Raw genomic sequence first — 13,702 nt, 5'->3', positions numbered from 1 at the left:
GTACAACGTTTCGAAGCTGTCACATCCTAAAGCCCCAGCACGCAAGCCTCCCCCGGGCCTCACCGGCGTACGATCCGCCGCCGTTCCCCGGCTCCGCCGCCCGCCCTCCGTGTCACAGTCGCGCCACAGACTCCGTACGTACACCAGAGCGACTGTCTATAGTGCTCACTCATCAGCAAAACGCGGACCGGCTCCACCCCCCACCCGAGTCCCACCCCATCACCTGCGCCCCGACCAGGCCATAAGTTGTGAGGACTCACTCAGGATGAGCCAAGACGCCATCACGCCCGGACATCAAAGCTCCCCGGAGAACCCTTCCCGCGGGCGCAAGCGTGTGCGGACACGGGGCCAGCGCATACGCCGGGCCATCCTGCTGTCGGTTCTGGTTCTCGTCATCGCGGCGGGCGGCACCGCCTACTGGCTGTACAGCCGACTGGACGGGAACATCAAGGGCGTCGACATCGACAAGGCCCTTGGTGAGGACCGCCCCGAGAAGCTCCCGACCAGCGGACAGAACCTCCTGGTCCTCGGCTCGGACTCGCGCGCCGGAGCAGAGAACAAGGAACTGGGCGGCGGCGGCAGCGTCAGCGGGGCCCGCTCCGACACCGCGATGGTCGTGCACATCCCCGAGGGCCGCAGCAAGGCCGTCGCCGTGTCCATACCCCGCGACACCCTGGTGACCCGGCCCGAGTGCACCAAGGCCGACGGGACCGAGGTGCCCTCCGCGGACCGCAGGATGTTCAACTCCGTGTACTCCCAGGTCGGTCCCGCCTGCGTGGTCAAGACCGTCGAGAAGATGTCCGGCGTACGCATCGACCACTACCTGGAGATCAACTTCGCCGGGTTCAAGGGGCTCGTCGACGCCATCGGCGGCGTCACCGTCGACGTTCCGCAGGACATCCACGACACGTCCTCCGGTCTCGACCTCACCGCCGGACCCCACAAGCTCGACGGCACCCAGTCCCTCGCCTACGTCCGCACCCGGCACGGCATCGGAGACGGCAGCGACCTCGGCCGCATCGGCCTCCAGCAGCAGTTCCTGTTCGCCCTCCTCAGCGAGGTCAAGAAGCAGGACCTGCTGGGCAGTCCGACCAGCGCCTACAAGATCGCCAACTCCGCGACCAAGTCGCTGACGACGGACGAGGGGCTCGCCTCGCTCAAGTCGCTGACCGAGTTCGCCCGTTCGATGAACGGCGTCGACCCGGCCTCGATGGAGACCATCATGCTCCCCGTCGCCTACGACAAGATCGACCCGAACCGGGTGATATCCGCGCAGCCGCAGGCCGGCACGCTCTGGAAGGCGATCCGGGAGGACGCCACGATCCCCGAGTCCGCCAAGAAGTCCCCCGCCACCGGCGGCTGACGGCAACCGCGGACGAACCGGCCCCGCCGGCCCGGAAGGGCGGGCGGGGCCGTCGGCGTCACACCCTGGTGCGGTTCACCCGGCTGTGCCCGCGTCCGTACGCGAGGTAGATGACCACGCCGATGACCATCCAGATGCCGAACCGCAGCCACGTCTCCGCCGGCAGGTTGAGCATCAGCCAGACCGACGCGGCCACCGACAGGATCGGGACCAGCGGAACCCACGGCGTGCGGAAGGCCCGGTGCAGGTCGGGGCGGGTGCGGCGCAGGACGATGACGCCCAGGGCGACGACCACGAAGGCGAAGAGCGTGCCGATGTTCACCAGCGTCGCGAGTTCGTTGATGCTGGTGAAGCCCGCGATGATCGCGATGAGCACGCCGAGCAGGATCGTCGGACGGTACGGGGTCTGGAACCGCGGGTGCGTCTTCGAGAAGAACCTCGGGAGCAGGCCGTCGCGGCTCATCGCGAAGAACACCCGGGTCTGGCCCAGGAGCAGGATCATGCAGACCGTGGTGAGGCCGACGGCGGCGCCGAAGCTGATGATCCCGGCGTAGAAGGGGTGTCCGACGGCCTTGAAGGCGTCGGCGAGCGGGGCGCTCACGGAAAGCTCGGTGTAATGCTGCATTCCGGTGACGACGATCGATACGGCGACGTACAGCGCCGTGCAGATGAACAGCGAGGCCATGATGCCGCGCGGCATGTCGCGCTGCGGGAGCTTGGTCTCCTCGGCGGCCGTGGCCACGACGTCGAAGCCGATGAAGGCGAAGAACACGACGGAGGCGGCGGTGAAGATGCCCATGACGCCGAAGTTGGTGGGCTCGTACCCGAAGATCAGCTGAACGAGCGGGGCGTCCAGACCAGATCCGGAGGGCTGCGGCTGGGCCTCGGGGATGAAGGGCGAGTAGTTCGCGGTGTCGATGAAGAACAGGCCCGCGATGATCACGATCAGGACCACGGTCACCTTGATGGCGACCACCACGGTCGTGACCCGGGCCGAGAGCTTCATGCCGAGCACCAGGATGACGGTCAGCACCAGCACCAGGGCGAAGGCGAGGATGTCGAAACCGAATCCGTCCGACACGTCGGGGCCGGAGAGCGCGTCGGGCAGATGCCAGTCGGCGTTGTCCATCAGTGAGCGGACGTAGCCGGACCAGCCGACCGCCACCACCGCCGTACCCAGCGCGAACTCCAGGACCAGGTCCCAGCCGATGATCCAGGCGACCAGCTCGCCGAGCGAGGCGTAGGAGAAGGTGTACGCCGAGCCGGCCACCGGGACGGTGGAGGCGAACTCCGCATAACAGAGCGCGGCCAGGGCGCAGACGACGCCCGCGGCCACGAAGGCGATCGCGGTGGCCGGGCCCGCCGTCTCCTTGGCCACCTTGCCGGTGAGCACGAAGATGCCGGTGCCGATGATGACGCCCACTCCGAAGACCGTGAGGTCCAGGGCGGAGAGGGACTTCTTGAGGGCGTGCTCCGGCTCCTCTGTGTCGCGGATGGACTGTTCGACCGTCTTGGTCCTGAACAGTCCGTCTCCGCTGGGGGGCAGGTCCTGCTGCGTGCTCACCGGCGTACCTCCACGCACTCGTCGTGCACGCCATGATTCGGACCCGGCCGCCCCCGGCACGCCTGGCAGGGCGGGATTTCACGCGAATGGGCCGGTCGGACCACCCGTACAGGGTGGGCGACCGGCCCAATCGGAGTGCGGCGGGACGGAGGTCAGTCCCGGACCGGCTCCACCACGGAGCGGTTCTCCGCGTCCGTTTCGTAGCGGCCGTCGAGCCTGGCGACCAGACCGGTGACCTGGCGGGCGATGTCCGGCGCGGTCAGTCCGATCTCGGCCATGACCTCCTTGCGGGAGGCGTGGTCGAGGAAGACCGGCGGAATACCGAAGTCCCGAAGCGGTACGTCGACGTCGGCGTCGCGCAGCGCCTGGGCGACGGCGGAGCCGACGCCGCCGGCCCTGCTGTTGTCCTCGACGGTGACGACGACCCGGTGCTTCGCGGCGAGCGGGGCCATGGCCTCGTCCACGGGCTTGACCCAGCGCGGGTCGACGACGGTGGTCGAGATGCCCTGGGCGTCGAGCAGGTCCGCGATCTCCAGGCACATCGGGGCGAGCGCCCCGATGGAGACGAGCAGGACGTCCGGCCGGGCGGTGGCCGGCTTGCGGAGCACGTCCATGCCGCCGACCGTGCCGACGGCCTTGACCGACGGGCCGACCGCACCCTTGGAGAAGCGGACGACCGTCGGGGCGTCGTCGACCTCGACGGCCTCGCGCAGCTGGGCGCGGACCTGGTCGGCGTCGCGCGGGGCGGCGATCCGGAGCGTCGGCACGCACTGCAGGATCGACATGTCCCACATGCCGTTGTGCGAGGCGCCGTCCGTACCGGTGACCCCGGCCCGGTCGAGGACGAACGTCACACCGCACTTGTGCAGGGCGACGTCCATCAGGACCTGGTCGAAGGCGCGGTTGAGGAAGGTGGCGTACACCGCGAAGACGGGATGCAGTCCGCCGGTGGCGAGGCCCGCCGCGGAGACAGCGCCGTGCTGCTCGGCGATGCCGACGTCGTAGATCCGGTCCGGGAAGGCCTTCTCGAACTTGGTCAGGCCGACCGGCTGGAGCATGGCCGCGGTGATCGCGACGATGTCCTTGCGCTCCTTGCCGAGCTTGACCATCTCCTCGCCGAAGACGGAGGTCCAGTCGAGGCCGGAGGTGGCGACGGGCAGCCCGGTGTCGGGGTGGATCTTGCCGACGGCGTGGAAGCGGTCGGCCTCGTCCAGCAGGGCCGGGGTGTAGCCGCGGCCCTTCTCGGTGAGGCAGTGCACGATCACGGGCCCGCCGAAGCGCTTGGCGCGCTGGAGTGCGGACTCCAGGGCCTCCAGGTCGTGTCCGTCGATCGGGCCCACGTACTTCAGGCCGAGGTCCTCGAACATGCCCTGCGGGGCGATGAAGTCCTTCAGGCCCTTCTTGGCACCGTGCAGCGTCTCGTACAGCGGCCTCCCGACGACGGGGGTGCGCTCCAGGAGGTCCTTGCCGCGGGCCAGGAAGCGCTCGTAGCCGTCGGTGGTGCGCAGGGTCGCGAGGTGGTTGGCGAGGCCGCCGATGGTCGGGGCGTAGGAGCGCTCGTTGTCGTTGACGACGATGACGAGGGGGCGGTCCTTGGCGGCGGCGATGTTGTTCAGCGCCTCCCAGGCCATGCCACCGGTGAGGGCTCCGTCACCGATGACCGCGACGACGTGGTCGTCCTTGCCCAGCACCTCGTTGGCCTTGGCGAGGCCGTCGGCCCAGCCGAGCACGGTGGAGGCGTGCGAGTTCTCGATGACGTCGTGCTCGGACTCGGCACGAGAGGGGTAGCCGGACAGGCCGCCCTTGCTCTTGAGCTTCGAGAAGTCCTGGCGGCCGGTGAGGAGCTTGTGCACATAGCTCTGGTGGCCGGTGTCGAAGAGAACCTTGTCCTTCGGCGAGTCGAAGACCCGGTGCAGGGCGATGGTCAGCTCGACCACGCCCAGGTTGGGTCCGAGGTGGCCGCCGGTCTTGGAGACGGCGTCGACGAGGAACGTCCGGATCTCTTCGGCGAGCTGCTCCAGCTGCTCGGGGGTGAGCCGGTCCAGGTCACGCGGTCCGCCGATGCGGGTCAGCAGATCCCATCCGTCGCCCGTCACCGCCTGACGCGCTTCGCGCGGCTGTGTCACCGTGCCTCCTTGCGATTGTGCTGGTCGAGCATGCCGATCCGATGAGTCTAATGTTCCGTCTGCCCCGTCGGACATCGGGCAGGCGTGTGCTGTCCCACCCCGCGCCGCTACGTGACAGTGCCCGGCGCCCTGGAAAGGGGCGCCGGGCACTGTCGGGCGTTGCGTGTCACCGGGCCCCGCCGGGCCCGGTGGGGTTACGCGCGGCCTGCGGTCTTCTGGGTCTTGCGCGAGACCGAGTCGATGATCACGGCAATGAGGAGTACTCCACCGGTGATCATGTACTGGATCGCGTTCGACGACAGGTTCATCTGGTTGAGGCCCTGGACGATCGACTGGATGACCAGGATGCCCAGCAGCGCGGACCAGACCTTTCCGCGTCCGCCGAACAGGGACGTACCGCCGATGACGGCTGCGGCGATGCACATCATGAGCTGGTTGCCGCCACCGAGCGAACGGTCGGCACCGCCGGTCGCGGAGGCCAGGAAGAGACCGCCGACCGCACCGAGCGTGCCGGAGATCATGAACACCGAGATGCGGATCCAGGACACGTTGATACCGGCACGACGCGCTGCCTCGATGCCACCGCCGACCGCGAAGATCTGACGGCCGTAGGTGGTGCGGCGCAGAACGAAGTCGGTGATGACCAGGATCGCGAGGAAGATCACCAGGGAGAGCGGGAGGCCCTGCTCCTGGTTGAACGCGTACGCGGCGAGAAGGCACAGGACGGCGAGCAGCACGGTGCGCAGGATGATCTCGCTCTGCGGGCGGTGCGGCAGCTCTGCGGCCTTGCGGCGGCTCGAGTCGCGCAGCTGCGCGAGGTAGAAGGCGACGATCACGAACACGGCGAGACCGTAGGCGGCGGCGACGTCGGCGAAGTAGTAGCTGGTCAGGTCGCGGACGAAGCTGCCGAGCGGGGTGGTGATGGTGGACTTGTCGCCCATCACCCAGGTCTGCAGACCGGCCCAGCCCAGGAAGCCCGCCAGGGTCACGACGAACGCGGGCACGCCGATCTTGGCGAAGACGATGCCGTGGAAGGCGCCGATGACCGTGCCGGACAGGATGCCGACCACGATGGCGAGGCCGTCGGGCATGTCCGTGCCGACCACGGCCCAGACCGCACCCGCGAGACCCGCGACGGAACCGACCGCGAGGTCGATCTCGCCGAGCAGCAGTACGAAGACGATGCCCACGGCCATGATGCCGGGGCCCGCCGCGTACAGCGTGATCTGGTCGAGGTTGTACGAGGTGAGGAAGTTGCCGGTCTCGAGCTGGAAGACGATCCCGATGATGATCAGGCCCACCACGACAGGCAGCGAGCCGATCTCGCCCGAGCGCACCTTGCGCTTGAACTCGGTCCAGTAGCCCTTGAAGCCCTGCTCACGGATGAGCAGACGGGGGTCGACGACCTTGACCGCGCCGGCGGCCGCTACGGGCGCCTCGGTGGCCTTTGCCTGGGCCGGGACCTCGGCCGAAGTCTTGCTGATCTTGCTCACTTGGATGCCTCCGCGCTGCGGGACTTGCGACGGGTCACGGCGTTGTCCGTGGCGCCCGTGATCGCGGCGATGATTTCTTCGTGGCTGGTCGTCGCCACAGGGAAGATGCCGTTGTTGTGGCCGAGTCGCAGCACGGCGACCTTGTCGGCGACAGCCTTCACATCGGCCATGTTGTGGCTGATGAGGATGACGCCGAGGTTCTGCTCGCGCAGCCGCTCCACCAGGTCGAGCACCTGTGCGGTCTGCTCGACGCCGAGGGCCGCGGTGGGCTCGTCCAGGATCACGATCTTGGGGTTGCCGACCAGGGCGCGGGCGATGGCCACGACCTGGCGCTGGCCGCCGGAGAGCGCGGCAACCGGGATACGGACGCTGGGGATACGGATGGAGAGCGTGGACAGGAGGTCCTGTGCCCGCTTCTCCATGGCGACCTCGTCGAGGACGCCACCCTTCTTGATCTCGCGACCGAGGAAGAGGTTGGCGACGACATCCAGGTTGTCGCAGAGCGCGAGGTCCTGGTAGACGGTGGCGACGCCGAGGTTCTGGGCGTCGTGCGGACGGTTGATGTCCACCTTCGCGCCCTCCCACTCGATGACGCCCTCATCGATGGGGTGCACGCCGGCGATCGTCTTGACCAGCGTGGACTTTCCTGCACCGTTGTCGCCGACCAGGGCGACCACTTCTCCGGCGTGGACTTCGAGATCGACACCGGAGAGGACCTGGACCGCTCCGAATCGCTTGAAGACTCCACGCAACGCCAGCACGGGCGTCTGTGACACGTGAACCATCTCCTTCGCCGCCTGACCGGCGGGGATGTGCCGCCTGACCGGCGGAGACGCCGCGCCACGACGGGCAGCGTCGACGTACTGAAGTACTGGGGGAAAAGTCCGGCACCCGGGCGGCAGCGGGGTGTGGGCCGACCGGGGCCGGACAGTCATGGGGCGGGCGGACTCCCGCCGTGCGGCGCGGATCAAACCCGTACGCGCCAGGGCCTGTTGGCCCCGGCGCGAGGAGGGACTACTTGATGCCCAGTGCGGTGCACTTGGCGGCGATGTCCTTGACGCAGATCGCGGAGGCCTGGTAGATGCCGTCCTTGACCACGGTGGACTCGATGTTGTCCTTGTTCACCACGGTCGGCTCGAGCAGCGTGGAGGGAACGCCGTCCGTCTTGCCCGCGGCGCCGATGTCCTTGCCCTGGAGCAGGTTGACAGCGAACTGGGCGGCCGTCGGGGCGAGCTGCTTCGGCGACTTGTAGATCGTGAAGGTCTGCGTACCGGCGATGATCCGCTGGATACCGGGGAGCTCGGCGTCCTGGCCACCCACCGGGATGTCCTTGATGCCGGCGTTGCCCAGCGACGTGATGATGCCGCCCGCCATGCCGTCGTTGGCGGAGTAGACCGCGTCGATCTTGCCCTTGCCGACCGAGGAGATCGCGGCGGTCATCTTCTCGCCGGCGATCTTCGGGTCCCACTCGCCGGACGCCTCGTAGGCAATCTTGATCTTGCCGTCGAGGGACGCGTGAGCGCCCTTCTTGAACAGGCCGGCGTTCGGGTCCTTCTCGTCACCGTTGATCATGACGAGGTTGGAGTCGGCCGCCTTGGAGCCGAGGGCGTCGAGGACGGCCTGGCCCTGGAGCTTGCCGATCTTCTCGTTGTCGTGGCTGACGTAGGCGTCGGCACCGACGATGGCGCGGTCGTACGCGACGACCTTGACGCCCTTCTTGTGTGCGTTGGCAATCCACGCGGCGGACTTCTCGGCGTCGACCGAGGAGATCGCGATGACCTTGATGCCGTCGGCTATCTGCTGCTCGAACTGCTGCTTCTGCTGGCCGACGTCACCGGCCGCGTTGTTGTAGACAACCTCGCAGTCCGCGCAGTCCTTCTTGACCGCTTCGATGAACAGCGGCTTGTCCAGCGTCTCGTAGCGAGCGGTCTTGTTCTCCGGGAGCAGAAGACCGATCTTGGTCTTGCTGCCCGAGTCCGCCGAGTCCTTCTTGTCGTCGCCCGCCTTGCCACAAGCGGCGAGGGAGACGGCCATCGAAACGGCGGCCGTGCCTATGACGATGCGTCGCGTCATTGCGTTCATTGCGGGTGTGCCTCCCTGACGAGGCCGCAACGTTGCGGCCGAGGTGGGTTGGAGTCAACTCGGCCGCAGGCGTGGCGTCAAGGAGTAAATTCTTAACGAGATGACAACGGTGCCATTCGTTATCTAAGTGAAGGCAGGGGTCGCTGCGAGGTGGCTGCTCTCCAAAAGGGTCGAATCCCCCATCTCGTTCAGGACGAGGGCCAGCGCACCCAGCACCTCCGCCCGTCCGCCGAGGGCGCCGGGAAGCACCGAGAGCTGTCGCGCGGCGCTGGGGATGGCGTAGCGCGACACGGAGTCGCGGATGGGCCCGAGGACCAGCTCGCCCGCCTCCGCGAGCGAGCCGCCGAGCACCACGCGGCTCGGGTTGAGCAGATTGCAGAGGTTGGCCACCCCGCTGCCGATGTGCCGCCCGACGTCGCCGATCACCCGGCGGCAGCCCGGGTCGCCCTCGCGGGCCAGCTGGACCACCCGCTCCATGGTGAGATCGGGCCCGTGGCTGGGCTGGAGCAGGGGCAGGACGTACCGCGCGGCCGTGAAGGTCTCCAGGCACCCGCGGTTGCCGCAGCGGCAGACGGGGCCCGATTCGTCCAGGGTGATGTGGCCGATCTCGCCGGCCGTGCCGCCCGGCCCCCGGTAGATGTGCCCGTCGATCACCAGACCGGCACCGACGCCGCTCGCGACCTTGATGTACGCGAGGTCGCGGACCCCGCGTCCGCTCCCCCACACCAGCTCGCCCAGCGCCCCGAGGTTGGCGTCGTTGTCGACGTACACCGGCACGCCGAGGCGTCCGGCGAGCTCCTCGCTGGGGTTGATGCCCGTCCAGCCCGGCAGGATCGACGTGGAGCCCAGCGTGCCGGACTCGACGTCGATCGGGCCGGGAACACCGAGTCCCACCCCGATGACCTTGCCCGGGCTGATCCCGGTGGTCTCGATCAGCCGGTTGACCAGCTGTTCCGCCCGTCCGAAGCCCTCGGCGGACGAGGCGTCCACGTCCAGCGGCTCGGACTCCTCGGCGAGCACCTGATGAGCCAGGTTGCCGACCGCCACCCGCAGGTGCGTATGTCCGAAATCGACGCCGATGACGATGCCCGCGTCCCCGCTGAGCGAGACGCTGCGGGCCCGGCGGCCGCCGGCCGAGGTGGGGGTCACCTCGACGGTGCCGCCCTCCTTCAGTTCGCGAACGATATTGGAGACGGTGGCCGCGGAGAGGCCCGTGCTCCTGGCGATCTCCGCCTGGGTGAGCGAACCCGCCATACGTACGGCGCGCACGACCCGCTCAAGGTTGGCGCGATGCAGAGATGTCTGCGACCCCGGAGTCTCCATCGACTCTCTCACTCCTGCCATATTCTCCAACATGTGAACCCTAAGCTGAGCGTTTTGGGGCGCCCCCCGTCAAGACCTTGAGCAGTCGAAGCCTCGGATGAGCACCGAACCCCCGCTCGGCACGCTCCGCGAACTCCCCCTTACACAGACGAACCGCCCGCCGGCATGACTGCCGGCGGGCGGTTCGGTGGTTCCGTGGAGAAAGCGCTTGAGCTATTACTTCACCGCTCCCGCGGTCAGACCGGCCACGACCTGGCGCTGGAAGACGATGTAGGCCGCGAGGACCGGGAGCATCGCCATGACCAGACCTGCGAAGAGTCCGGACCAGTCGCCCTTGTAGCCCTGGCTGTTGGCCAGTTCGACCAGCCCCTGGGAGAGCACCCGGTGGTCGGGGTCGCTGTTCAGCACCGTGGGCAGCATGTACTGGTTCCACTGCCCCAGGAAGTTGAAGATACCGACGCTGATCAGACCCGGCTTCGCCATGGGCAGCATCACCTGGAAGAACGTCCGGGTGTGCGAGGCCCCGTCGAGCATCGCCGCCTCCGCCACGGAGCCTGGCAGCGTCCGGAAGAAGGCGGTGAGGAAGAAGACGGTGAACGGCATGGAGTACGCGATGTAGACCAGGATCAGCCCGTGCGTCGTGTTCAGCAGCCCCATGTTGTTCATCACGAAGAACAGCGGGACCAGCGCCAGGATGATCGGGAAGCTCATCCCGCCGATGAACAGGTAGTACACGAAGCGGTTGCCCGGGAAGTCGAACCGGGCGAGCACGTATGCGGCCATCGAGCCGAGCAGCAGGGTGCCGATGAGTGAACCCCCGACCACCACGATGGTGTTCAAGAAGTATTCGCTCATGTGCGCCTGGCTCCAGGCGCGTGACCAGTTCTCGAAGTGGAGCTTGTCCGGCAGCGCCCAAGGCGTCGACAGGATCGAGTCATCGGTCTTGAACGAGGTCATGATCGCCCAGAGCAGCGGCATGACCACCAGGATCGCCCAGATGATCAGCACACCGTGCGAGAAGACGTTGAGGATCTTGCCCTCGCTGCTCTTCTCCTTGCCGCCCTCGCCCTGTGCGGACGACTTGGACACGGGGGCCGGTTCCGTCACCGTGACCACGGGAGGGGTTTCAGTGGCCTTCACGTGTGCTCACCTCGTACTGTCGAGCCGGCCGCCGGGACCGGGCTGTCTTGCCTGCTGGGGATCCGGGCAACGCGTCCCGGGAAGCACAGCATCAGAACTCCAGCCGCTCGCGCCGGCCCAGCCGCATCACGATGGCGGCGAACACCATGGTGACGATGAGCAGACCCACACCGATCGTGGTCGCGTATCCGGCCTGACCGTCGCGGAAGGCCGTCTGGTAGACGTACAGCGGCAGGACCGAGGTCGCGTAGTCGGGACCGCCGGGGCCCACGGTCATGACCTGTACGGCCGTGAACGCCTCGACCCCGAGCGCCAGAATGCCCATGTAGACCCACCCGGACTGCACGGTGTCCCAGAGCAGCGGCAGGGTGATCTTGAAGAACGTCGTGACGCGGCTGGCCCCGTCCAGGAGCGCGGCCTCGTAGAAGTCCTTCGGGATGGACGCCATTCCGGCGGAGAAGAGGACGACGAAGAATCCGACCGTCGACCAGACCAGCACCACCATGACGCAGATGAGTGCCAGATTCGGGTCGCCCAGCCAGTCCGGCTGGATGGAGTCGAGCCCGACTCCCTTGAGCGCCGAATTCAGCATTCCACTGCGCGGGTTGTACGCGAACTGGAAAAGCAGGGCGACGATGACGATCGAGAGTACCTGCGGGAAGAAATAGGCGATCTTGTAGAAACCCGAGCCCCGCACGCCGGAGACCGCGGCGTTCTTACGCCGCCGGCCTCCGACATTGAGCATGAAGGCGAAGAAGAGCGCGAGGCCCAGCGTCACCAACGGCAGCAGCAGCACGAGCAGCACGCTGTGCTGCAGCGACTTCCAGAAAATGTCGTCCTTGAACATCCTCGTGTAGTTGTCGAGGCCGACCATCTTGAAGTCCGGGCTCAGGCCGGTCCAGTCCGTGAACGAGTAGTAGATGGACTGGATGAACGGCCAGATGACGAAGACCGCATACAACGCCAGTGGGGCTACCAAGAACCCCACAATGAACCGGTACTTGCCGTGCTGCATCGTTTACCGACCCCGATCTTTCCGCGGGTGCCGCCGCTGGTGACGGTTACTCACTAGTGCTGGTAGTGCTTGATGGACTGGTCCTTGGCCGCGGCGTCCGCGTAGCCCTGGATCTTCTTGATGGCCTCGGCGGGCGTCAGGCGCCCGGCCATCATCTCGCCGATGCCGGCGGTGCCGATCTGCTCCTTCTGGAGCTTCACGTACCAGTCCTGCAGGCGCGGGTTCACCACGTTGTCGCCGGCCTTCTTCAGCGCGTCGACACCGGCCTGCATGGCCGTGGACAGGGTCAGGCCGTCGGTGCCGCCGTTGAAGGCGCTCAGGGACTTGACCTGCTTGGTGAAGTTCTTCGAGGACTCCTCGGAGAGCATGATGCGCAGCTGCTCCATGCCGCCCTGGGGGTTCTTCGCCTTGGCCGGGACGACGAAGGGCTCGCCGCCGGACGCCCAGATGGTGCCGAAGGGCAGCTTGTCCGACGAGTCCAGACCGGAGGGGGCCGAGACCATCATCTTGAAGTCCTTGGGCGTGGTCGGCGCAGCCTCGTTCTCCACCCACGAACCGTTCGGGATGAAGAGCGCCTTGCCCTTGGTCCACTCGGTCTGCGACTGGATGTGGGTCAGGCCCGGGGTGCCCTTGAGGATGTACCCCTTCTGGTACAGCTCGTAGTACGCCTCGAACGCCGCCTTGACCGCGGGGTCCTTCCAGGCGTTCGGCTCCAGGTTGTCGATCTTGTCGAGAACCTCCCGGCCGCCGATCTTGGCGATGAACGGGTAGAGCGAGAACGGCAGGTAGTACGGGTACTTGCCCGGGTACGTCCAGCCGGCGATGCCCTTCTTCTTCGCCTTCGCACACAGGGCGAGCATGTCGTCCCAGTTCTCCGGGTACTGGGCGTCCAGGTTCTCGAGCGCGGTCTGCGAGTACCAGACGCCGTACACGGTGTACGCGTAGTACATGATCCAGACCGGGTCACCGTCGAACTGACCCATCTCCAGGACACCCGGGCGCAGGGTGTCGCGGACCTTCTTGCTCGGGTCGTCGATGGACGGGGCGTCCATCAGCGGGGTCAGGTCGAGCAGCTGCTTCTTGCCGACGAGGACACCCATGTCCATCTGCTCGGCGCCCGAGTTGTCGATCAGGTCCGGCGGAGTGCCACCGTTGAAGCGCGGCTGCAGCTGCGACTGGATCTTCTGGGTCGCGGAGTGCTTGACCTTGGCCTTCGGGAAGGCCGCGGTGTACTTCTTCTCGGCGTCGATCGCGTACTGCTGACCGAAACCGCCGTCGAAGATGACCACGTCGAGACCGGCCGTCTCATTGACGCCCAGCGGGTTCTTCGCGCTGGTCTTGCCCTTCTCGACCTGCTTGTCGCCGCCGTCGTCGCTGCTCGCGCAGGCCGACAGGAAGCTCATCGTCGGGACGGTGATCAGACCGAGTGCGGCAGACCGCTTGATCACATCGCGACGGCCAAGGCCCTCATTCTTGTGGGCGGAGGTGGATCCCATGCTCAAGTCCTCGCCTTCTCCAGGACTCAGGCGGTGTGTACCGGTCGCCCGTCGATATTCGCCTCAGGCGAAGGGCCCCGCCACCGCGGTCAGTTGCGCT

General features: G+C 67.2%; 10 protein-coding genes. 1 reads left to right on the top strand and 9 read right to left on the bottom strand.

What is annotated here, in order from left to right:
* Positions 1–265 precede the first annotated feature (265 nt).
* Complete coding sequence (locus SH922_RS31705; protein WP_393061886.1) at positions 266–1,363, top strand: LCP family protein; 1,098 nt, start codon at positions 266–268, stop codon at positions 1,361–1,363.
* A 58-nt stretch (positions 1,364–1,421) separates the two neighbouring features.
* Here SH922_RS31705 and SH922_RS31700 read toward each other — a convergent pair whose 3' ends face one another.
* From SH922_RS31700 to ngcE, 9 genes are all read right to left on the bottom strand, one after another.
* Positions 1,422–2,927, bottom strand: a complete 1,506-nt coding sequence (locus tag SH922_RS31700; RefSeq protein ID WP_393061884.1) for an amino acid permease — start codon at positions 2,925–2,927, stop codon at positions 1,422–1,424.
* 152 nt (positions 2,928–3,079) lie between these two features.
* Positions 3,080–5,053, bottom strand: a complete 1,974-nt coding sequence (dxs, locus tag SH922_RS31695) for a 1-deoxy-D-xylulose-5-phosphate synthase (protein WP_393061882.1) — start codon at positions 5,051–5,053, stop codon at positions 3,080–3,082.
* Between the two features lie 194 nt (positions 5,054–5,247).
* Positions 5,248–6,546: a sugar ABC transporter permease gene (locus tag SH922_RS31690; RefSeq protein ID WP_393061880.1), complete on the bottom strand. Its 1,299-nt coding sequence runs from the start codon at positions 6,544–6,546 to the stop codon at positions 5,248–5,250.
* A complete protein-coding gene (locus SH922_RS31685; protein WP_030979331.1) occupies positions 6,543–7,331 on the bottom strand; it encodes an ATP-binding cassette domain-containing protein in 789 nt (262 codons plus the stop codon). Before SH922_RS31685 ends, SH922_RS31690 begins: the two co-directional genes overlap by 4 nt.
* A 229-nt stretch (positions 7,332–7,560) precedes the next feature.
* Complete coding sequence (locus SH922_RS31680; RefSeq protein ID WP_393061878.1) at positions 7,561–8,628, bottom strand: sugar ABC transporter substrate-binding protein; 1,068 nt, start codon at positions 8,626–8,628, stop codon at positions 7,561–7,563.
* 123 nt (positions 8,629–8,751) lie between these two features.
* A complete protein-coding gene (locus SH922_RS31675; RefSeq protein WP_393061876.1) occupies positions 8,752–9,951 on the bottom strand; it encodes an ROK family protein in 1,200 nt (399 codons plus the stop codon).
* 216 nt (positions 9,952–10,167) lie between these two features.
* Positions 10,168–11,040 carry a carbohydrate ABC transporter permease gene (locus SH922_RS31670; protein WP_393063743.1) on the bottom strand — a complete coding sequence of 291 codons (873 nt, stop codon included), beginning with the start codon at positions 11,038–11,040 and terminating at the stop codon, positions 10,168–10,170.
* Positions 11,041–11,182: 142 nt separating this feature from the next.
* Positions 11,183–12,106: a carbohydrate ABC transporter permease gene (locus SH922_RS31665; RefSeq protein WP_219566483.1), complete on the bottom strand. Its 924-nt coding sequence runs from the start codon at positions 12,104–12,106 to the stop codon at positions 11,183–11,185.
* Between the two features lie 53 nt (positions 12,107–12,159).
* Positions 12,160–13,602 carry an N-acetylglucosamine/diacetylchitobiose ABC transporter substrate-binding protein gene (ngcE, locus tag SH922_RS31660; protein WP_393061874.1) on the bottom strand — a complete coding sequence of 481 codons (1,443 nt, stop codon included), beginning with the start codon at positions 13,600–13,602 and terminating at the stop codon, positions 12,160–12,162.
* Positions 13,603–13,702 lie beyond the last annotated feature (100 nt).

The organism is Streptomyces sp. LN549 (assembly GCF_043203805.1).
GTDB lineage: Bacteria > Actinomycetota > Actinomycetes > Streptomycetales > Streptomycetaceae > Streptomyces.
This window is presented reverse-complemented; position numbering and strand designations above follow the sequence as displayed.

What these genes read in the sequence shown, in the direction of transcription:
- ngcE (WP_393061874.1), bottom strand. Translation starts at nt 13,602, where the DNA reads ATGGGATCCACCTCCGCCCACAAGAATGAGGGCCTTGGCCGTCGCGAT.
- SH922_RS31705 (WP_393061886.1), top strand. Translation starts at nt 266, where the DNA reads ATGAGCCAAGACGCCATCACGCCCGGACATCAAAGCTCCCCGGAGAAC.
- SH922_RS31685 (WP_030979331.1), bottom strand. Translation starts at nt 7,331, where the DNA reads ATGGTTCACGTGTCACAGACGCCCGTGCTGGCGTTGCGTGGAGTCTTC.
- SH922_RS31680 (WP_393061878.1), bottom strand. Translation starts at nt 8,628, where the DNA reads ATGAACGCAATGACGCGACGCATCGTCATAGGCACGGCCGCCGTTTCG.
- SH922_RS31675 (WP_393061876.1), bottom strand. Translation starts at nt 9,951, where the DNA reads ATGGAGACTCCGGGGTCGCAGACATCTCTGCATCGCGCCAACCTTGAG.
- SH922_RS31665 (WP_219566483.1), bottom strand. Translation starts at nt 12,106, where the DNA reads ATGCAGCACGGCAAGTACCGGTTCATTGTGGGGTTCTTGGTAGCCCCA.